Origin of the sequence: Micromonospora sp. HUAS YX12 (assembly GCF_040215685.1) — a bacterium.
Classification (GTDB): domain Bacteria; phylum Actinomycetota; class Actinomycetes; order Mycobacteriales; family Micromonosporaceae; genus Micromonospora; species Micromonospora tulbaghiae.
This window is the reverse complement of sequence record NZ_CP157974.1, coordinates 3,923,279-3,941,728: the sequence shown is the minus strand read 5'-3', so window position 1 is coordinate 3,941,728 and position 18,450 is coordinate 3,923,279. Positions and strand designations below refer to the sequence as shown.

Sequence of the window (18,450 nt, the reverse complement as noted above, 5' to 3'; positions counted from 1 at the left end):
GTGGCTGAGATGTTGGCTAGTCTAGGAGCAAGCTGGGCCGCAGCCCGATCAGCGGCATCAACGTCGTACATCGAGCCCTTTCCAACCTGATCTTGCAGGTCGGGGTGGTAGGCGGAGGCCGCAGATCGATGAGGGCGAGGCTCCAGGTAAGACAGCAAATCGACCAAAACCCGATGCCCCGACCGGGGGCCTCGCCTGTGCTGGCTCAGGCTCGACGTAACCGTCGCCGCGGTCCGGGTCGACCGGGCCGCCGACGAGTTCCTCAAGCTCGGCCAGGGTCAACATCGGCCCCCATCGCACCGGCCGCTCAACCGTGTGCGGGCCGACAACGGTGAATAGGAACTGCTGAAACCCCAGATCAAGTTCACCCAGCAACTGGTGGGCAATGAACAGCGGCGGCTCAATCTCCTCGGGGCAGAACCGCTGCCAGACCTCCTCGACGTACCGCTCGGCCCCGTTCTGCAGACTGCGGCCCTCCCGGTCGGTCTGCGTCACGACGGCGACCGACCGTAACCCCTCAGCAGTAAACACCTGGACCCGCATACTGCCGTGCTGCGTGACGAACGCGTGCTCGTCCACCGTCCGGATACGCGACCCGCCGTGCTCGATCACCACCGCCCGGTTGCGGCGGCCGGCGGCCCCACCGCCTGGTCCATCCACGCCCGCCACCATATGTCGTGGGTACGACACGATCTGAGTTCACCCTCCTCCTAAAACCGGGGACGGGAGATCCGTCAGCCAGGCCAGCGCCCCATATCCCACCGCCCAATGGCGCGAGTGGACTTGCTCCGAGGGCTTAGTACTCCAGCCGGAGATGTTGATCTGAGCGGGGCGGGGGTTCACCCGGGGCCGGAGCGGGAGCAGCCACCGTCGAGCATGGACGGTTGTGTGGACTGACCATGACGCGGCGGTGGCTGCGGCTTACAGGGTAGACGCCCAGCGGTGGCGGGTGTTGTTCGACGAGCTGATGTTGACGATCGGGGTGCGTTTCCGCAGGCCGGAGCCCCGTCGACGGGTGCGGGACTTCGTACGCGGCCTGTTGGCGCCGCTGCCTCGCAAGAACTGCTGGACGATCGCCGAGCACGCCGGGGACGCGTCACCGGACGGGATGCAGGACCTGCTCGCCCGGGCGAAGTGGGACGACGGGCAGGTCCGCGCGGACGTGCGTGGGTTCGTCGCGGAGCACCTGGGTGACCCGGACGCGGTTCTGGTCGTCGACGAGACGGGAGATCTGAAGAAGGGTCGTCACACCGTCGGGGTGCAGCGCCAGTACTCGGGCACCGCCGGGAAGGTCGAGAACTGTCAGCTCGCGGTGCATCTGGTCTACGCCACCGAGGCCGGTCACGCCCTGATCGACGCGGCGCTCTACCTACCCAAGGTGTGGTGTGAGGACCCGCAGCGCAGGGGCGAGGCCGGTGTCCCCGACGACATCAGGTTCGCGACGAAGCCGCAGCTGGCGGCACGGATGATCGACGAGGCTGTCGCCGCCGGGCTGCCGTGTCGGTGGGTGGCCGGCGATGAGGCCTACGGCGGTGACCCGCGGCTGGCCGCCGCGCTACGCGGCCACCGCCTCGGCTACGTCCTGGCGGTGGCCTGCTCCCACCAGGTGCTCACCGGTATCGGCGCCCGGCGGGTCGACCACCTCGCCGCCGATCTGACCCGCGACGCCTGGCACCGCGTCTCGGCCGGTGCCGGCGCGAAGGGACACCGCTACTACGACTGGGCCTGGATGCCGTTGCCCGCGCACGCCGACGCACACGCCGGCCACCACTGGCTGCTGATCCGCCGCCAGCGCCGCACCGGGGAGCTGGCCTTCTACCGCTGCTGGTCACCCGAGGCCGCGCCGTTGGGTGCGCTGGTGTCCGTGGCGGGCCGCCGCTGGAAAATCGAAGAATCGTTCCAGACCGCGAAGACCGCCCTCGGCCTGGACCAGCACCAGAACCGGCGCTGGCGCTCCTGGCACCGGTGGACCACCCTGGCGATCCTCGCCCACGCCTTCCTCGCCGCCGCGACCACCATCGTCCGCGCCGCCAACACAGCCGAGCCCGGGCTGATCCCGCTGACTGTCAACGAACTCCATCGCCTGTTCAACGCCCTGGTCATCGAACCCACCCGACGCCAAGCTGACCAGCTCAAATGGTCGATCTGGAGACGTCGACACCAAGCCCGAGCCCGAGCCAGCCACTACGCCAGACAAGCCCTCACCGAACCGTGATCACGATCTCCGGCTGGAGTATTAGAGCTCCTAACGAAATGATGTTGAGCGTGTCCTCGGGACGTGAGGATCGTTCTGTCTGAACGTGAGGAGGGGTGAGCAGCCGCCATGGATCGTGTCGGACGAGTTGTGGGCCGAGATCGCACCGCTTCTGCCGCCCCGTCCGTCCAGGCGGCATCGGTTCCCGGGCCGTAAGCCTCTCGATGACCGCAAGGTGCTGTGCGGGATCCTGTTCGTGCTCTACACCGCGATCCCGTGGGAGTACCTGCCCCAGGAACTCGGGTTCGGGTCGGGCATGACGTGCTGGCGCCGGTTGCGGGACTGGAACGACGCCGGCGTGTGGCAACGCCTGCACGAAGTACTGCTCGGCAAGTTGAGGGCGGCCGACCAGCTCGACATGTCTCGGGCGGTGATCGACGGCTCCCACATCCGGGCCCTCAAGGGCGGCCCAAAACCGGTCCGAGCCCGGTCGACCGCCGCAAGCCAGGCTCGAAACACCACGTCATCACCGACGCGGGCGGCATCCCCCTCGCCGCGAGCCTGACCGGCGGCAACCGCCACGACGTCACCCAGCTCATGCCCTTGGTCGACAAGGTCCCCCGGATCAAGGGCATCCGCGGCAGACCACGGCAACGACCCGACCGGATCTATGCAGACCGCGGCTACGACTTCGACACCTACCGCCGCGAGCTACGGACCCGCGGCATCACACCCGTCATCGCCCGACGCGGCGTCCCACACGGCTCCGGGCTCGGCACCCGACGCTGGGTCGTCGAGCAGACCATCGCCCTACTGCACTGGTTCCGCCGCCTGCGCATCCGCTGGGAGATCCGCGACGACATCCACGAAGCCTTCCTCACCCTCGCCTGCGCCATCATCTGCTGGCGCCGACTACAGCGCTCAAAGAGTTAGGAGCTCTTAAGCACGGGCCTTCCACGCTCACGGTCCGTGAGGAGCCGTATGGTATGGACAGGGCTGACGTCATCTGGGGTGGGTGCGTCCGCAGTGGGTGCAGCAGGGAGCGCAATCTCGGCCGACCTCGTGGGTGGCGCGGGGCGCTGCCACAGGCGCCGAACGGCTCCAGCGTCACTCATCTGAGAGTGACTGTTCCTCAGCAAGAAGCGGATGCGGCTCGCCCGAAAGCGCGGACAACGCCCGCGCAACGTCGTAAATATCTGCCTTGACGTAGGTACTCGTCACACCGGCGTCCGAACGACCGGTATGGCCGGCATATGCTCTTGCGATGGCGTATCCAAAGTTTCGTTCAACCCACGTCAACGTGGTATGCCGTAGCCAATGTGTCGATACCTGCTGGGCTTGGACCCAAGGGAGGCGACGCCCCAATCGCTGCCAGAGATGATCGTAGCGACGGCTCGTCAATGGAGCGCCCGACCGGTATCTGAGCAGTTGCGTACCGCCACTGATCTTCCCACGCTCTTCGTAGTGCCGGACAAGCATACGCAGCATAGAAGGGGAGACGGGCTGCCAGCGAACTGTCCCGCCCTTCTCGCTGAGCCGAATGCAGCAATTATCGAGGTCCAAGTCCGCTCGGTCCAGGCCCAGTGCCCCACCCCGCCGGCAGGCTGTTTCGATGTGAAGTCGCAGGATGAGGGAGTCTAGGTGCGGATCATTTCCCGTGCGCCCTGCGAGTTCCACTATCCGCGCAAGCTGACGCTCCGCTAGAGCGTGTCGATTGCTCGGCACCCTTCGGGGCTTTGCCACTCGTCGAGCTGGATCTTCCGCCTCGGCAATCAAGCCGTCGGCAACCGCGAATGCATAGAGGCAGCGAAGGGCAGAGACCGTGTGCTCAGCCGCTGAGCGACCGCCGCGTGAGTTGCTACGGACGACTGCACTCGCGCGGATCTGCTCTACAAGCGCCGAGATTTCGGATGGTGTTGGGTCGTTCAGTTTGCGCTCGCCCCAGTACTGCTCGATTCGCTTCCAGTAGCTTTCGTAAAGTCGGCGGGAGCCTGGAGCAACGGCCACCGATACGCGCTGGATGTAGTCGCGGAAGGTAGGGATTCCCGGCGGTTCGCCGATTGCCGACGGTCCACGCAACCCTTCATCGGGAATCCGCGCAAGAATCGACCGCAGGGCGGCTACCTCTTGGTTGGTTAATCCATTCGGCAACGGCCCGGTCATGTAACACCACCTGAGCCACTATCAATGAAGGCCATGAGCGCAGATTCCACAAGATCCATGGCGCAAAGGATGACCACTCCTTCTTTCGTCCGCACCACCACTAAAAGTCGTACGCCCGCGGACAGCTCGGCCAAATGTCTGATGGACGAGAGTATGCGGAGGTGCCCTTGTGCTGTAACTAGACATGTCCGATCCTCGCCGCGCTGAATCGTAATGAAGCCCTCCCCCACTTTGCCGTTCAGCGAGTCGTCCGGACTCCACCCCATTGCGCGAACCGGGGCTCGATCGGCAAGCCGCCCTCGCGCGTCCATGACGGTGAGGCAGTACTGCCACTGGCAACCTTTCGCCGACCTGCGTCTCTGAGCCTCGATCCACCGACGCGGTCGGCGTCGAGCACCAGTTGATCTTTCCCTGGTGTGGCTGGATCGTGGGCGTGCGGGAGTTGCCGATTACGTGATCGGCTTGCTCCGGGTGTGGTTGTTCGGGGCGGGGTGGGGTTGTGGCCTGCGGGTGGGGCCGCCTGGTTTTAGCTGGTATGAGGTGTTCAGCCGGGTGTGGTGTGGACGGCGGTGAACAGGTTGTCGAACGCTGTCTGCCAGGGCCAGTGCTCGGGTAGGTGCAGGCGGATGGTGCGGGCCCGGTGGGCGAGGCGGGCAGCGACGGTGATGATGCGGGTGCGGATTGTGGCGGGTCGGGCGGTGGCGTAGTCGCCGCCGGTGAGATGCCCGGCGGCGCGGGTGAGGTTGTGGGCGATCGCGGCGCAGGCCAGCCACGCATCGTTGGCCGAGAACCGGCCCGAGGGCAGGTGGGCGAGGGGTCCGGCGATCAGGTCCGCGTTGACCTGCTCGATGATCGCGTGGCCGCGGTGCTGAGCCTCGGCCTGCACCAGGGTGTAGGGGCTGTTGGTGAACATCGCGTGATACCGGTACGCCGGCAGGAGTTCTTCCTGTCCGGGATGTTGGGCGGGGTCGTCGCGGCGGATGCGCCGCACGATCAGCCGGGCGGTCACCGCGTGCCGGGTGCCGGCGAACGCGGTGTAGGCGGTTTCGGCGATCTGCGCGTCGGAGATCCACCGCTGCTGGTCTTCGTCCCAGACGGCCTGCGGGTACTTGATGTCGATCCACTGAGCCATTTTCATCGTGACGGTGCAGGTCACGGGCGGCGCGGGAGGCCGGTGTCCATGTAGGACGAGGCTCCCGGTAAGACAGCAATCGACCAAGATCAGATGCCCCAACCGGGAGCCTCGCTGTGCTGTCTTACCCTGCCGCGATTCCGTTGTCCACCCGCAGCCTGAACCACCTCGCTGCCCTCATCCGAACCCGCCGCCAGCAGCGACGGTCCCGGTGGCGACGCCTCGACCCCGGCCGGCAAGCCCTGCTCGCCCTGGCCCACCTGCGCAATGGCGACACCCTGACCCGCCTGGCCGCCGGATTCGAGATCGGCGTCACGACGGCCTGGCGTTATGTCCGCGAGGCCATCGACCTCCTCGCCGCGACCACCGACGACCTGGCCACGGCCATGACCAGGATCCGGCTGCTCGCCTACGCAATCCTCGACGGCACCCTGATCCCGATCGACCGGGTCGCCAACCAGAAGCCGTACTACTCCGGGAAGCACAAGCGTCACGGAGTGAACGTGCAGGTCATCGCCGACGCGGCCGGGCGTCTCGTCTGGGCCTCGGCCGCGCTGCCCGGCTCGACGCATGATCTGACCGCCGCCCGCACCCACGGCATCATCGACGCCCTGACCAGCGCCGACGTGATGACCTTCGCGGACAAGGGATATCAAGGCGCCAGCGGCAGCGTGCGCACCCCGTTCAAGCGGCGCCGCTTCCGGCCGAAGCTGTCACGCCGGCAGAAGGCCGTCAACCGGGCCCACGCGAAGATCCGCGCCCGCGGCGAACGCGCGATCGCCACCCTCAAGACCTGGAAGATCCTGACCAAGCTGCGCTGCTGCCCACACCGAGCGACCGCGATCGTGCAGGCCATCCTCGTGCTGCACCACGTCGAAGCCAACCGCTACGCAGGATGAAAAGGGCTCGTTGATCACCCCTCGGGGCGGCGTGATCAACGAGGAGTTCTTCGATGTTGGCCACAGCCGGTCCTTGCCGTGGCAACGTCGTCCGGAAGCCAGCCGGCTGCTCGCTGCCCTGCGCAACCCTCAGCGCGGCTTCACCGCTGTCGTCATCGGTGAGCCGCACCGCGCCTTCTACGGCAACCAGTTCGGTCTGACCATGCCGCTGTTCACGCACTACGGCGTCCAGTTGTGGGTGCCGGAGGTCGGCGGGTTGATCGATCCGGACAACGAGGCGCATGACCTGGTCATGTCCGTCTTCGGCGGCATGAGCAAGGGCGAGCGGAACCGGGTAAAGGTCCGGGTCCGCACCGCCATGGCCTCCCAGACTCAACTGGAGGGCCGCTTCCTCGGCGGACGGCCACCGTACGGCTACACGCTCAAGGACCTCGGACCGCACCCGAACCCGGCAAAGGCCGCCGACGGCAAACGCCTCCGCGGCCTGACCCCCGACCCGCAGACCGCACCCGTCGTCCAGCGCATCTTCGGCATGTACCTGGCCGGATACGGGATGTTCGCCATCGCCGAGGCGCTCACCCGCGACGACATCCTCTGCCCCTCCGCGTACGACCGTGCCCGCAACCCCCACCGAGACGGGCTCGCCTGGTCCAAGACCGCCGTACGGACGATCCTGACCAACCCCCGTTACACCGGCCGCCAGGTCTGGAACAAGCAACGCACCGACGAAGTGCTGCTCGACGTCGACGACGTCGCCCTCGGCCATACCCCGGTCATGCGGTGGAACCAGCGCGACCGCTGGGTCACCTCCAACGAACTGGTCCACGAGCCCCTGGTCGAGCAGGCAGACTTCGACCGCGTTCAGGACATGCTCGGCCTTCGAGCCCGCACCGCCACCTCACCGAGACGGGCACACCGATCCCGCCACCCCTACGTCTTCAAGAGCCTGGTCCACTGCGGCATCTGCGGCCGCAAGATGCAAGGCCAGCACTCCCACGGCGTCGCCTACTACCGCTGCCGCTTCCCGCAGGAGTACGCCCTCGCCAACAGAGTCGACCACCCCCGAAATGTGATCATGCGGGAAGACGTGCTGATCACACCGCTGGACACCTGGCTCATACAAGGCTTCGGGCCACTGCACCGGCGGAACACCATCACCACACTCCTCGACCAGGCCCACACCGGCACGCCCACCGCCGCCCCGACGGCGCTCGAAGGAACCACAATCGCCGAGTGCGACGCCAAACTGGCCCGCTACCGGGCGGCACTCGACGCCGGCGCCGACCCAGGCGTCGTTGCCGGCTGGATCGCCGAGACCCAAGCAGAACGCGAACACGCCGAACGGCACCAGCACACGCCAGTCGAAGAGAAGACCAACGTCCCTGCCCGCTACAGCGAGGAGCAGATCATCGCCGTCGTCGAGGAACTCGGAGACCTCGTGGCCGCCCTACGGAACGCACAGCCGGAACACAAACTGGAGGTCTACCGCAGCCTCGGGCTGCACCTGTCGTACGACCCGGAAACACAAACGGTGCGGGCAAGTGTTGACCTTGCCGCGCACCGTTGGGATTCAGTTGGTGTCCGAGGGGGGACTTGAACCCCGCACATCCAACGCGTTGACCTGCGACGATCGTATCCGGCCTGCTCAGCTTGTGTCTACTCGTGCCCCGTTGTGGCCGCTTGTAGCCCTCTGTTCCCGGCGGTGCTCCCCCTGGGATCACCGTTGATCTTGCCCGCGCGAAGGGGGCCGGCCCAGCGGACCGGCCCCCAGCTGTACGGCTACGGTCGCTCAGCGACCCCGTGCACCGTGTCGGCCGCGTCGACCGGCACCTCTTCCCACATCCAGTTGCCGCCCATCACAACGTACCGGCCATGCTCGTCCGGCTCGATGCGCAGCTCCCCCTCGTCGAGCGCCCTGCGGTCGACCACGATCACGTCGCCGTCCCAGCGCATCGGCACGACGTCCTGGTCCAGGTAGCGCTCCAGCTTCTCGCCGGCCAGCCCGTTGGCCGCCAGCAGCGCCCGGTTGTGCCGCCGGGACATCTCCTGGTCGGTGACGATCGCCTCGGCCACCTCGCGGGTGCAGGACCACACCGCCCAGCCGTTCCACCGGCGGGCCAGCGTGCCCGCGTACGCCGACTCGAACCGGCGGCCGCCGTCGTACGGGTACTCCAGCCACTCCCCCGAGAAGTACCCGGACTCGCCGGGCTGGAGGTCGTTGTCGAGGTCGAGCGGCACGCCCGCCTCCGGTCGTTCAAGAGTCAGTTCCACGTGAACTCCTTCGTCGTCAGAACAAGGTGGCTGCCGGCGTTTCGCGCCGCCGGTCCAGCTCGCGTACTTCGTGCCCGGTCTGTTCTTCCCACCACGCGGCGAACATGCGCCGGTGGCACCAGTTGTCCGGCGGCGGCACGTTCAGGTCGCAGAAGCACAGCAGGACCAGGCGGTCACTGCCGCCCGCGTCCGCGATCTCCGCCAGCTGCTCGGAGATCAGATCCACCCCGGCGGCCTCCAGCCGCTCCAGGTAGATGTGCCGGTACGGCCCCTGCTGCATCTTCAACATCCCGTACGTCGGCGCCAGGAGCCGGGCGAACCCGGCCAGGTCGTACGGCAACGGGAACCGGGGCTTGCCGACCGTCGTCCGGACCGGCGCGCCCTGGTCGGGCCTGAACCGCTGGTAGCGGTTCGTGAACAGCTGCAACTCAACCTCCATGTTGAGGCCCTTCGTGGTCGTGGTAGAGCTTCCCGATCGTCGGGACCAGCTCGTCCAGGTAGGCGCCCAGCGCGTCCACGGCGGACGCGACGACCGAGGCCGGACCCCGCACGGTCAGCAGCTCCAGCTCGTGGATCCCGTCGCCGTGGGCGACGTCGACGGCCTGCGCGTCCGGCAGCGGCGGCAGCGGCAGGACCGCCCTCGCCTCCACCATCGGCGTGTACACGCCGTCCCCGATCCGCACGATCGCCGTCACGCTGCTGCTCCCATCGCTAGTAGCCGCTTGCGGCGGCACTTCGGTCCGAGCCGTTCGGCACGGGCCCGGGGCGTCCGCAGCGGACGTCCGCAGTCCTCGCACTCCACGATCTCCTCGGCGGCCGCCACCTGGTCGGGCATCGGCTACCTCCTCCCTCGCAGCCGGGCGGCGATCCCCCGGCACCATCCGCGGTCGACCCCGAGCCGTTCGGCCACCTCGTCGGCGCTGTAGCCCTCGACGATGTACGCCGTGGCCAGGGTCGCCACCCGGTCGTCGACCGGCGGGGCGTCCGCCGGCGGCCGGGTCACCATCGGCCGGCCCCGGCGCGACGGCTGCTCGGCCCCCGTCTCGCGCCGGGTGGCGCGGGCCCGGGCCAGTGCCCGGTCCCGCGCCGTCTGCGGCTCGTCGGCCACTACGCCGCCTTGACCCGGTGCTGCCCCTTGTCCGGGGTCGGCATCGGCACCACCGCGACGATCCGCTGCCGCTCGGCGAGCCACTGCCCGCCGACCCGGGCCAGCCGCTCGACCAGCTCGTCACGCAGCCTCTTCGTGCCCTCGACGTGCTGCTCCAGGTCGCGCAGGACCGCGCGGGCCAGCGGGTCGCCGCTCTTGGCCTTCTCCCGCGCGGGGCGCAGCAGGTACCGCTCGTGGGCGGCCATCTCCTGGTCGGCGATGTCGCAGGCGAACGAGATCCCGCGCACCTCCGCGCCCTTGTGGATCGCGTCGACCACGGCCTCGGCCAGGTCCCGGGCGTCGCGCTCGTCGAGCCGCAGCCCAATGTCCTTCCCGGCCGCGAGGAGCACGGCGGCCGCCGTCTCCCGCACCGCCAGGTAGCCCGGCAGGGCCGCCTTCACCTGGCGGGCCTGCTCTTCCTGCTGCGCGGTCAGGCTCATCGCGCCTCACCCCTCGTGAAGCGCTGGCCGCAGTCTCCCATTGCGGCCGTACAGCTTGCGGACACAGTGGTCCCCTCTCCGTTCGGTTTCGGCAGCTGGGCTGCCCTGACTTCCGCGACGAGCGCCGGACCGGCGTGAGTGTCGAACACCGCGCGTCGGGCGACCCGGAAGGTCGCCGGCCCGAGCGGGACCGCGTTCATCATCCGCGCCTGCCGGTACAGCTCGGCCTGCGCTCGTCGCATCGCCTGCCGCAGGCGGGCCGACCCGGACGGCAGCGGCCACGCCCACAGGACCGTGACCACTCGCTCCGCACCGATCGCCTCCAACAGCCGGGGGTCGTACATAAACATTGTATCTAACAGAGCACGCACAGTCAAACTGCGACCGTACAGCCTGCGGACACGACGGGGCCGCCTCACAGGTTCAGAGCCCGCCGCTGGTCGTCGGAGAGCGCCGCGCGGGCCTTGTCCACCAGCGGCCCGCCGTCGCACGCCAGGCACAGCACCACCGGGTCGCGGTCGCCCCGCCGGGCCCGCACCTGGGCACGCCGGCAGACGCCGCACGGCGGCAGCTTGATCGGCCCGATGACCCCGCCCACGCCCGGAGCATACGCACTCCCACTGCGCCCGCACAGGGATCGCCGGCACGCAGACGCCCCGCGGGTCAGCTCGCGGGGCGTCCACTGTCACCGTCCTCAGTGCTGGCACACCGAGCAGAAGCCGTACTCCTCCACCGCGTCGGCGTGGCCCGGCCAGTCGCAGTCCGGGTCCACCTTGATCGACCCGTCGTTGACCGGCACCGTCGGCACCGGCGTCACGTCGACCAGCTCGGCCGGCACCTCCACCACGGCTTCCGGGTCCAGCTCCACCGTCACCGACGCCGCCAGGGCCTGCGCCTTGCGCAGCTTCGCCGACACCTTCCCCGCCGCCGTCCGCAGGTGGTCGACCCGCTGCCGGTACGCCGCCACGCCGCCGTCGGCGCCGGCGAGGACCTTCGCCAGCTCCTCCGCGTCCATCGCCGCCAACTCGGCCAGGATCTCGCCGGCCGCCGCCAGGCGGTCGATCTTGCTCGTCACCTTCTTGCGCTTGGCGACGACCTCCGCCTGCTTCTCCTCGCTGTGCTCTTCCTCGTCGATCTGGAAGAACCCGGCCTGCTCCTCAGCCAACTTGCACGCCTTCGCGAACTCCTCGGCGTCCCGCGCCGACCTGAACTCTCCCCGCGCCCACTTCACCAGGAACCGCCGCTGCTGGTCGGCGGACAGCCGGCACACGTACCAGGCGACGCCCACCTGCAGCTGCCCCTTGGCGACGAGCGCCTTCGCGTCGTCGATCAGCCCGAGCAGGTCGATCCGCCACCCGATGTACGGCTGGCTCTTGCCGAACAGCTCGGCGATCCGCTCCGTCTCCCAGCCGGCCGCCGCGAGGCGCTGGTAGGCGGCGGCCTCCTCCATCGGCGTCATGTCCTGCCGGTTGACGTTCTCCGCCACCTGCGCGATGAACGCCGTCTCGTCGTCCATCTCCCAGATCAGCGCGTGCAGCTCCTCGATGCCGCCCTGCTGGGCGGCCCGCCAGCGCCGCTCGCCGACGACCAGGCGGTACTGGCCCGCCTTCGCCGTCTTGCGCACGGCGACCGGCTGGAGCTGGCCGATGCTCTGCATCGACGCCGCCAGCTCGGCCAGCTCCTCCTCGGTGAACTGCTTGCGCGGCTGGTCCGGGTCCGCCTCGATCTTGGCGACCGGGATGGTCTTGACCACCGGCCCCTTCTTCGCGGTGCGCTTCGCGGTCGCAGTCGCAGTCATCGCTTCCTCCACAGTGAACGGGTACCAAAACGTACACATTCATTGTAGTCGAAAGTCGATCTTGCCGTCAATAATCTATGTACGCCGGACCGTGGAGCGCGTCACGCGACCGCACCGGCAGCCGCCACGGCGGCGGCGAACGCCGGGACCAAGGGGCCGGCCGCCACGTAGACCGCGGTACGGCGCACGCTGCGCGCTGCCCGGCGGGCCAGCTGCGCCAGGTCGGCCGGCGGCGCGGGACGCAGCACCTCCGCGATCTTCTCTGCCTGCTCATCGCTGACGTCCGCGTCGTCCACCCGCCCCGAGGCCAGCTCGGCCTCGATCCGCCCCGCCAACTCCTGGACCTCGATCGTGCGCTTGCGATGCAACCCGCTCAGCTCCCCGCATCCGTCTCGATGCGCACACGCCATCCCACTGCGGCCCCACACCGCAGGGTGGCTACGCTGCGCCTCTGGAAAGACCAATGGGCTGGATCATAGGCACGGCGGCACGCTGAGCAACAGATCAACTATCCGCGATGAAAGATTTCTCCCACGCGAATCCCGAATCGTGGTTACATCTGCCGACCCGCCGCCGATGTCCAATGAGGAGCAGTGTCCACACCGGCTACTTCCAGACGAACTCCAGCCGGTCGGTGTCGAGCTGCGCCGCGCCGGCCCGGGTCGCCGGCTTCACGATGATCCGGTCCAAGACGAGAGCCAGCAGCTCGCGGCGCCGCTCCAGCGGCGCGTCGACCCACCACTCGGCCAGGCCCTCCGGCGTCGTCGCCGGCAGCGACTGCAACCGCTCCGCCTGGGCCAGGCGCTCGCGCACCTGCTTCTGCTCGCGCTTCGCCTCGGACTCGATCGCCGTCAGCGTCACCAGGCTGATCTCGCGCCGCGCGTACGCCTGCCCCGCCTCGGCCAGCCGGTCCTCGATCGCCTGGAGCACCCGCTCCATCGTCGCCCCGCCGTCCTTCGCCGAGCCGATCGCGCGCTCCAGCCGCGCCCGCACCTTCGGCGACGCCAGCCGCGCCAGGGCCCGGGCGGCGACCTCCTCCTCCAGGCTCTCCGCCGCGATCCGGATGCGCCCGCACCCGTAGCTGGGGCTGCCGGCCCGGCACACGTACCCGCGCTTGCCGCTGTTGCTCGGCTGCGTGTAGAGCGGCTTCCCGTCGATGTGCGTGCCGGTCCCGCTCTCGTCGGGCAGCGGGTACCCGCACACCAGGAACCCGCCGGACAGCAGGTACTTCCGCACGTTCGTCGCGTGCGGCTGCTTCCGCTCCGGGGCGTCCAGCAGCGCCAGCAGCGCCTTGTGCGTCGCCCGGTCGATGATCGGCGCCCACTGGCCCGGGCCGACCACCTCGCCGTGATACGTCCGCAGGCCCGCCAGCCGCGGGTTGCGCAGCAGCCGCGACAGCGACTGCTGCGTCCACGGCCGGCCGGCGGACGTGGTTACTCCCCGCGCCCGTAGATCGGCGACCACCGATCGCATACTGTCCCCGTCGAGGACCCGCTTCACGACGTCTCGGATCACCGTCGCCTCGGCGTCGATGATCTCCCTGCCTGTCTCGTCGTACCCGTAGCACCGCATGCCTGACCCCCAACAACCCCAGGCCTGAACTCGACCGGCCTATAAGCTAGCAGTGCCCCATCGCACCGTGCTACGTACAGGTACGTAGGAGTTTCCATCGCGTGACTGTCGCGTTCCGGACACCGTACCCCCACACCCCGACAGCTAATCCCGCGCATGCAAAGAGCCCGGCACCCACTGAGCATGGATGCCGGGCTCTCTTCGCGTCTTCGCCGGTACGGCCCCGGTCAGACCTCGCTGTCCCCCGACTGCTCACCTGACCGGGACCGCGTACCGAACGACTCCCTGGGACAGGGCCGGTCACATTCAACCACTGCGACCGGACAGCGCGCCACTACAGCGAAACCCACTGGCCGCGCTCGTCCCGGTACTGGATCTCGACGCAGCCGTAGTTCGGCGTGCCGAAGTCGTACAGCGGCCCGAAGTCCTGATCGCCGCCCGGCTCGTCCTGGGTCCAGATCAGCCCCTCGTACACCACGCCGCGCTCCGCCTCGTCGACGTCCTTACCGTCCGCAATCGCGCCCTCGTCGATGTCGCCCTCGTCGAGCAGCCGGAACCGGCGGCCCTCGGTCCGGGCCCGCTCCACCATCTCGTCGGTCGCCTGCCGGGGGCCGGTCGTGCCCACCTCCGACTCCGACGTGCCGTGCAGCTCGTGGTCCCGGTCCCGGGTCAGCACCCAGGCGTACGGGCTCGCCGGGAACTCGGCCGCACGCGCGGCCGCGATCATCGCCATCGACACCATCTGTCTCTCCTCCTCTACTCGACCCCGGCGCCGACTGGCACCCGGGCGTCCTGCTGGTCGGTTTCGCCGGCGACGTCGCCGCCGGCCTCCTGCTCTGCCTGGAGCTCCGCCTTCGCCTCCGCGATGCGGTTCCGGCCCCACCGCTCGCTCCGCTTGAAGCGGTCGCCGAGCGCCTTGCCCGTCAGCGGCTCGCCGGCCGCCAGCGAGTCCCGCCACACCTTCCGCGCCGCCGCGTTCTCGTCGGCACCGTCCGGCGGCACCGGGTCCGGCTCCGGGTCCGGCACCGGGTCCGGCGGCGGCACCGGCTGCCGGGCCGGCCACGGCTCCGGCGGCACCACCACGTCCAGCGACGGCAGCGGCACCCGCGCCGACTGCGGCACCGGCTCCGGCTCCGGCACGGGCTCCGGCTCCCGGTCCGGCGGCACCGGCACGGGCTCCGGCACCGGCACCGGCTCCGGTACGGCGTCCGGCGGCACCGGCACCGGCTCGGGCTGCGGCACCGGCACCGGGGGCGGCGGCACCGGCCGCGCCGGCACGGCAGGCGCGAGGGCGTCGGCACGCTCGGCCGCGATCGCCACGCGCCGCTGCTGCGACAGCACCACCAGCCCGATCGACGCCACGACCACCAGGCCGTCAACGGACAGCGGCAGCGTGCTCGCCGTCAGCTGGTCCTCGCCGTACTCCACGGCCAGGCCCCGCATGTGCCGGTAGCTGGCCAGCGCGGCGACCCCGGCGACGATCACCGTGCCGACCACCTGCACCCGCCGCAGCCACCGCTGCCGCGGTGCCGGCACCTTCGTCATCACCTCCGAGCACAGCAGCAGCGCCAGCGGCGCCCACCCAGCGACCGCCTTCGCGCCGCCGCTGGCACCGGCGTGCGCGATGTTCGCCGCCAGCGATGCCGCGATCCCGGCACCGAACGCCAGCCACACCGACGCCCACGCGCCCCTGCCCGGCCGCTCCGGCACATCGACCTTCTCCACGTGAACCACGCCGGCCTACCCGGCCGCCTCGGCGGCACGGCCGCCGCTCAGCAGTGCCGGCACGACCGGCACCGTCTTGCTCTCCATCGGTTTCCCCTCCAACAGGTCGAGGCCGCCCAGGGGTCCCGGGCGGCTCTCCTCAGTCGTCACAGGCGGGTCAGCGTCTCCCCCACCAGCTCGCCCCGCTCGGCCACCGCCCGCTCGTGCTCGTACAGGTGGTCGGCGCACAGCAGGCGCTCCTGCGTCCACGGGTCCAGCTCCAGGCCCTCCTCCGGGTCGAACAGGCACAGCCCGCCGTCCCCGCACTTCTCGCCGTCGTGCTCGATCACCACGCGGGCGACCGCGGTGCCCGCGCACGGACCGTGGTCCTCCTCGGGCGCGAACTCGGCGTTGAAGGTCGGGATCACCAGGCGCTCGGTGCAGATCAGGTCGCTCATCTCTCGCTCCTCAGGTCAGGGTCGGGTCATGTCACGGAAGCGGCGGGCGCGCTCGAGGCGCGCCCGCCGGCTCGGTCAGCGGTACCGCTTGATCTCGACGGTGAACTGGCTGCCGTCGCTCAGCCGCAGCACGATGCCCCGGTCGGTCGTCATGAAGCCGCCGGCCTCCAGGCTCAGCACCTCGTCGATCTCGACCGCCGCGCCGTCGTCCTCGGTCAGCGGCTCCTCGCCCGCCTCCTCGGCGACCGTCTTCAGGTCGATCTCCTCGGCGACGGCCAGCAGGGCGCGCTCCAGGATCTCCTCGTAGCTCAGCATCTTGGCTCCTCCTCAGGGCAGGGTGGGGGCGGAACGTACAACTTCATTGTAGGCAGAAGGCAGTCTCGCGTACAAGTTTTATGTACGCTCCGGGCCGTATAGCGGGTCACACAGCCCGCGAGTCGGGCCGCTCCCCCAGCCGCCGCGCGTCCAGCTCGGCCGCCGCCTCCAGCAGCCACGCCGGCGGGCCCGGCCGCCGGCCAGCGGGGCGCGGCAGCGCCCGGCCGCCAGGCGCGGTCCGCTCCCGCCCGCAGCCCCGGCACCTGGTCGTCAGCCACACCAGGCCGCCGCCCTCGGCCGTCGAGCCGTCGAGCAGCCCCGCACACCCGTCGCACACCCCGACCGGGCCGGCCTCGGCGGCTGCCGCGAACGCCTCCACGTCGACCAGGCCCTCACGGACCAGCCGCGCGTCGATCGCCACCGCTGCCTCCCGGCTCCCATGTGGAGCGGGGCCGGGCGAGGTCACCCCCGCCCGGCCCCGCACCCGCTCACTCCTGCGGACTCGCCGGCAGCGCCAGCAGCTCGGGCAGCGCCAGCCGACCGTCCCGGTAGGCCCGCGCCACCTCCTCCCGGCCGCCCTTCTTGAAGGTCAGCGTCGTCGACGGCGGCGGCGCATCCGCGACCTTCACGAAGTCGAGGACCCGCCCCGTCTCGCCGTCGACCACCGTGCCGTCCGGCTCAACCTTCGTCCGGGCGAGCAGCGCCTTACGCCACGCCGGCCGCACCTGCTCGACCGGCTCCGGAACGGTCACCTGCACCTCGCTCGGGTGCTCCTCCTTGCACCAGGCCAGGAACCCGGCGTCGTCGACCACGAAGCCCGGCTTCGGCTCGGAGAGCGTCACCTGCGCCACCGCGCCCTCGTAGCCCGGCAGCTTCACCTCGATGGTCTTCACGCCCAGCGCGCCGTTCAGCTCGACCAGGCGACCGTCGGCCTCGGCGCGGGCCGCGTCGTAGACCTTCCGCACCTCGTCCATCAGCGCCTTCAACACCGCCGCCCTCATGGCGACCTGCTGCACGGTCACCGGCCCGCTCCCGCCGTCTCCGGCTCCCGGCCGTTGACCGACGCCGCGCCGGCCGCCTCGGTCAGCGCGCTGTCGAGCTGCGTGCCCGGCGCCTCGGCCGCCCGGCGCGCGGCCGCGATCTCCGCGCCCCGCTGGTTGAAGGCTTCCCGCAGCTTCTGCGTCTTGCCGAGGCGCTGCGCCCGCTGCCACAGCACGGACAGGTCCTCCCGCGACGCGCACGCCGCGAGGGCCTTCGGCCAGTCGAGGTCCTTCGGCGGCTCGCCGTTGTCCAGCCAGTCGAGCAGCTGGTGGCCCAGGTCCGCGCCCGGCTTGTGGATCACCTGGTCGGCCAGCGCCTCGCACCGGCTCTTCGTCACCCGCAGGTAGTGGTACTGGTCGATGTCGCCCACCAGGTCGAACTCGAACTCCAGGCCGTCGCGCTGGTCGGGCTGCATGCCCAGCTTGGACACCTGCTTCTTGCCGTCGCTGCCCTCGGTGATCTCGTACTTCTGCTTCGACCGCAGGCACACCACGACGTGCCCGGGGAAGCTCATCAGCGCCTCGATGTACGCCCGCTCGATCGGGCGCACGTCCTTCCAGCCGTCCATCGACCGGCCGCCGTGGTTGCGGGCGAACAGGTCGACCAGCTCCAGGATGCCGCCCGGCCCGAACCAGTAGTGCGACACCGAGTCGAGCATGAAGCCGGTGAACCCGGCCAGCGCCGCCTCGTCGATCAGCTCGACGAGCTGCCGCGGGTCGTACCGCACCGGGCTGATCTTGGAGAAGCCGTAGCCGCCGGCCTCGTCCGGCGTCATGTCGCCGACGCCGGGCAGCTCCGGGTTGACCGCGTACTTGTCCGCCGAGTCCCGCTCGGTGTCGACGAACGCGATCCGCTCGATGCCGTCAGCGACGGTCACCGCGCCGGTCAGCGTGTAGAGCAGCTTCAACCCGGTCAGCGTCTTCCCGGCACCACTCGGCCCGGCGAGGGCGACCCGCGCCTTCGCCTTCTTCCGGCTGGCTGGCATGAACCTCGAAGTCATCTCGTTCCTTTCCACGTGAACGAACGTCCTACATAGACTTTATACGGTCGCCATCGGGGACTGCGACCCGACACCCTCGACCGACGAAAAAGCACCCGCGCAGCCCGCGCAAGCCTCACTCCCGACAGCGGCAGGCATGCCGCAGCCCGGGTGCCAGCAGCTCACCGGGGAGGCCAGCTCGGTGCAACCCGTGCCCTCGCGGTGCCGCCAGTCGTCTCCAGCGGCCACGAGCACGCCGCTGCACGCCGCGCACTGCGCAACGTCGACCGGCGCGAGGTACACCCTCACTCCCCGATCACTCTCCTTCCCTTCTCGG

25 protein-coding genes are annotated in these 18,450 nt (G+C 69.8%); 4 read left to right on the top strand and 21 right to left on the bottom strand.

Features of this window, described 5'->3' with window-relative positions:
• Window positions 1-57: 57 nt before the first annotated feature.
• Window positions 58-660 carry a hypothetical protein gene (locus ABIH81_RS19075; protein ID WP_349876249.1) on the bottom strand — a complete coding sequence of 201 codons (603 nt, stop codon included), beginning with the start codon at window positions 658-660 and terminating at the stop codon, window positions 58-60.
• Between the two features lie 307 nt (window positions 661-967).
• Between ABIH81_RS19075 and ABIH81_RS19070 the strand changes: the two genes are divergently transcribed.
• A complete protein-coding gene (locus tag ABIH81_RS19070) occupies window positions 968-2,215 on the top strand; it encodes an IS701 family transposase (RefSeq protein WP_349881154.1) in 1,248 nt (415 codons plus the stop codon).
• 112 nt (window positions 2,216-2,327) lie between these two features.
• Window positions 2,328-3,127, top strand: a protein-coding gene (locus ABIH81_RS19065; protein WP_349881153.1) for an IS5 family transposase whose coding sequence is annotated in 2 segments (ribosomal slippage) — window positions 2,328-2,664 and window positions 2,664-3,127 — 801 coding nt in all. Because the reading frame shifts where the segments join, the coding sequence is not laid out codon by codon here.
• Between the two features lie 174 nt (window positions 3,128-3,301).
• Here ABIH81_RS19065 and ABIH81_RS19060 read toward each other — a convergent pair.
• Window positions 3,302-4,357, bottom strand: a complete 1,056-nt coding sequence (locus ABIH81_RS19060) for a site-specific integrase (protein WP_349876248.1) — start codon at window positions 4,355-4,357, stop codon at window positions 3,302-3,304.
• 544 nt (window positions 4,358-4,901) lie between these two features.
• Complete coding sequence (locus tag ABIH81_RS19055) at window positions 4,902-5,489, bottom strand: transposase (RefSeq protein WP_349876247.1); 588 nt, start codon at window positions 5,487-5,489, stop codon at window positions 4,902-4,904.
• 116 nt (window positions 5,490-5,605) lie between these two features.
• Between ABIH81_RS19055 and ABIH81_RS19050 the strand changes: the two genes are divergently transcribed.
• Complete coding sequence (locus ABIH81_RS19050; protein WP_349876246.1) at window positions 5,606-6,388, top strand: transposase family protein; 783 nt, start codon at window positions 5,606-5,608, stop codon at window positions 6,386-6,388.
• A gap of 31 nt (window positions 6,389-6,419) precedes the next feature.
• Complete coding sequence (locus ABIH81_RS19045; RefSeq protein ID WP_349876244.1) at window positions 6,420-7,985, top strand: recombinase family protein; 1,566 nt, start codon at window positions 6,420-6,422, stop codon at window positions 7,983-7,985.
• A gap of 182 nt (window positions 7,986-8,167) precedes the next feature.
• Here ABIH81_RS19045 and ABIH81_RS19040 read toward each other — a convergent pair whose 3' ends face one another.
• The 18 genes from ABIH81_RS19040 to ABIH81_RS18955 all read right to left on the bottom strand — a co-directional run bounded on the left by ABIH81_RS19040 (window position 8,168) and on the right by ABIH81_RS18955 (window position 18,119).
• Window positions 8,168-8,659, bottom strand: a complete 492-nt coding sequence (locus ABIH81_RS19040; protein ID WP_349876243.1) for a hypothetical protein — start codon at window positions 8,657-8,659, stop codon at window positions 8,168-8,170.
• Window positions 8,660-8,675: 16 nt separating this feature from the next.
• Complete coding sequence (locus ABIH81_RS19035; RefSeq protein ID WP_349876242.1) at window positions 8,676-9,098, bottom strand: hypothetical protein; 423 nt, start codon at window positions 9,096-9,098, stop codon at window positions 8,676-8,678.
• On the bottom strand, window positions 9,088-9,354 hold the full coding sequence (locus ABIH81_RS19030) for a hypothetical protein (RefSeq protein ID WP_349876241.1): 267 nt from the start codon (window positions 9,352-9,354) through the stop codon (window positions 9,088-9,090). The genes ABIH81_RS19035 and ABIH81_RS19030 overlap by 11 nt, the downstream gene beginning before the upstream one ends.
• Window positions 9,351-9,494: a DUF6011 domain-containing protein gene (locus ABIH81_RS19025; RefSeq protein ID WP_230650381.1), complete on the bottom strand. Its 144-nt coding sequence runs from the start codon at window positions 9,492-9,494 to the stop codon at window positions 9,351-9,353. Before ABIH81_RS19025 ends, ABIH81_RS19030 begins: the two co-directional genes overlap by 4 nt.
• Before the next feature lie 3 nt (window positions 9,495-9,497).
• A complete protein-coding gene (locus ABIH81_RS19020) occupies window positions 9,498-9,767 on the bottom strand; it encodes a hypothetical protein (protein ID WP_349876240.1) in 270 nt (89 codons plus the stop codon).
• Window positions 9,767-10,246, bottom strand: coding sequence for a hypothetical protein (locus ABIH81_RS19015; protein WP_349876239.1), 480 nt, complete (start codon window positions 10,244-10,246; stop codon window positions 9,767-9,769). Before ABIH81_RS19015 ends, ABIH81_RS19020 begins: the two co-directional genes overlap by 1 nt.
• Before the next feature lie 415 nt (window positions 10,247-10,661).
• A complete protein-coding gene (locus tag ABIH81_RS19010; protein WP_349876238.1) occupies window positions 10,662-10,844 on the bottom strand; it encodes a hypothetical protein in 183 nt (60 codons plus the stop codon).
• 96 nt (window positions 10,845-10,940) lie between these two features.
• Complete coding sequence (locus tag ABIH81_RS19005; RefSeq protein ID WP_349876237.1) at window positions 10,941-12,044, bottom strand: ParB/RepB/Spo0J family partition protein; 1,104 nt, start codon at window positions 12,042-12,044, stop codon at window positions 10,941-10,943.
• 101 nt (window positions 12,045-12,145) lie between these two features.
• A complete protein-coding gene (locus ABIH81_RS19000) occupies window positions 12,146-12,412 on the bottom strand; it encodes a hypothetical protein (protein WP_349876236.1) in 267 nt (88 codons plus the stop codon).
• A 238-nt stretch (window positions 12,413-12,650) separates the two neighbouring features.
• Entirely contained in the window at window positions 12,651-13,616 is a 966-nt protein-coding gene (locus tag ABIH81_RS18995; RefSeq protein WP_349876235.1) for a recombinase family protein, read from the bottom strand.
• A gap of 334 nt (window positions 13,617-13,950) precedes the next feature.
• On the bottom strand, window positions 13,951-14,358 hold the full coding sequence (locus tag ABIH81_RS18990; RefSeq protein ID WP_349876234.1) for a hypothetical protein: 408 nt from the start codon (window positions 14,356-14,358) through the stop codon (window positions 13,951-13,953).
• Between the two features lie 14 nt (window positions 14,359-14,372).
• On the bottom strand, window positions 14,373-15,341 hold the full coding sequence (locus ABIH81_RS18985; protein ID WP_349876232.1) for a DUF2637 domain-containing protein: 969 nt from the start codon (window positions 15,339-15,341) through the stop codon (window positions 14,373-14,375).
• Window positions 15,342-15,356: 15 nt separating this feature from the next.
• Window positions 15,357-15,491 carry a hypothetical protein gene (locus tag ABIH81_RS18980; RefSeq protein ID WP_349876230.1) on the bottom strand — a complete coding sequence of 45 codons (135 nt, stop codon included), beginning with the start codon at window positions 15,489-15,491 and terminating at the stop codon, window positions 15,357-15,359.
• Window positions 15,488-15,778: a hypothetical protein gene (locus ABIH81_RS18975; RefSeq protein ID WP_349876228.1), complete on the bottom strand. Its 291-nt coding sequence runs from the start codon at window positions 15,776-15,778 to the stop codon at window positions 15,488-15,490. Before ABIH81_RS18975 ends, ABIH81_RS18980 begins: the two co-directional genes overlap by 4 nt.
• A 75-nt stretch (window positions 15,779-15,853) precedes the next feature.
• The gene (locus tag ABIH81_RS18970; RefSeq protein ID WP_349876226.1) at window positions 15,854-16,093 is read right to left on the bottom strand and encodes a hypothetical protein; all 240 of its coding nucleotides are present in this window, start codon (window positions 16,091-16,093) and stop codon (window positions 15,854-15,856) included.
• A 106-nt stretch (window positions 16,094-16,199) separates the two neighbouring features.
• Window positions 16,200-16,514: a hypothetical protein gene (locus ABIH81_RS18965; protein WP_349876225.1), complete on the bottom strand. Its 315-nt coding sequence runs from the start codon at window positions 16,512-16,514 to the stop codon at window positions 16,200-16,202.
• A 67-nt stretch (window positions 16,515-16,581) separates the two neighbouring features.
• Entirely contained in the window at window positions 16,582-17,115 is a 534-nt protein-coding gene (locus ABIH81_RS18960; protein WP_349876224.1) for a hypothetical protein, read from the bottom strand.
• Window positions 17,112-18,119 (bottom strand): AAA family ATPase, encoded by a 1,008-nt coding sequence (locus tag ABIH81_RS18955; RefSeq protein ID WP_349876222.1) that lies wholly within the window; start codon window positions 18,117-18,119, stop codon window positions 17,112-17,114. Before ABIH81_RS18955 ends, ABIH81_RS18960 begins: the two co-directional genes overlap by 4 nt.
• Window positions 18,120-18,450: the final 331 nt, after the last annotated feature.

Bases quoted from the DNA above. Each gene is read 5' to 3' on its own strand.
- ABIH81_RS19025 (WP_230650381.1), bottom strand. From the start codon at position 9,494: ATGCCCGACCAGGTGGCGGCCGCCGAGGAGATCGTGGAGTGCGAGGAC.
- ABIH81_RS19005 (WP_349876237.1), bottom strand. From the start codon at position 12,044: ATGACTGCGACTGCGACCGCGAAGCGCACCGCGAAGAAGGGGCCGGTG.
- ABIH81_RS18990 (WP_349876234.1), bottom strand. From the start codon at position 14,358: ATGGTGTCGATGGCGATGATCGCGGCCGCGCGTGCGGCCGAGTTCCCG.
- ABIH81_RS18995 (WP_349876235.1), bottom strand. From the start codon at position 13,616: ATGCGGTGCTACGGGTACGACGAGACAGGCAGGGAGATCATCGACGCC.
- ABIH81_RS19035 (WP_349876242.1), bottom strand. From the start codon at position 9,098: ATGGAGGTTGAGTTGCAGCTGTTCACGAACCGCTACCAGCGGTTCAGG.
- ABIH81_RS19055 (WP_349876247.1), bottom strand. From the start codon at position 5,489: ATGGCTCAGTGGATCGACATCAAGTACCCGCAGGCCGTCTGGGACGAA.
- ABIH81_RS19060 (WP_349876248.1), bottom strand. From the start codon at position 4,357: ATGACCGGGCCGTTGCCGAATGGATTAACCAACCAAGAGGTAGCCGCC.
- ABIH81_RS19015 (WP_349876239.1), bottom strand. From the start codon at position 10,246: ATGAGCCTGACCGCGCAGCAGGAAGAGCAGGCCCGCCAGGTGAAGGCG.
- ABIH81_RS19070 (WP_349881154.1), top strand. From the start codon at position 968: ATGTTGACGATCGGGGTGCGTTTCCGCAGGCCGGAGCCCCGTCGACGG.
- ABIH81_RS18955 (WP_349876222.1), bottom strand. From the start codon at position 18,119: ATGCCAGCCAGCCGGAAGAAGGCGAAGGCGCGGGTCGCCCTCGCCGGG.
- ABIH81_RS18975 (WP_349876228.1), bottom strand. From the start codon at position 15,778: ATGAGCGACCTGATCTGCACCGAGCGCCTGGTGATCCCGACCTTCAAC.
- ABIH81_RS18970 (WP_349876226.1), bottom strand. From the start codon at position 16,093: ATGCTGAGCTACGAGGAGATCCTGGAGCGCGCCCTGCTGGCCGTCGCC.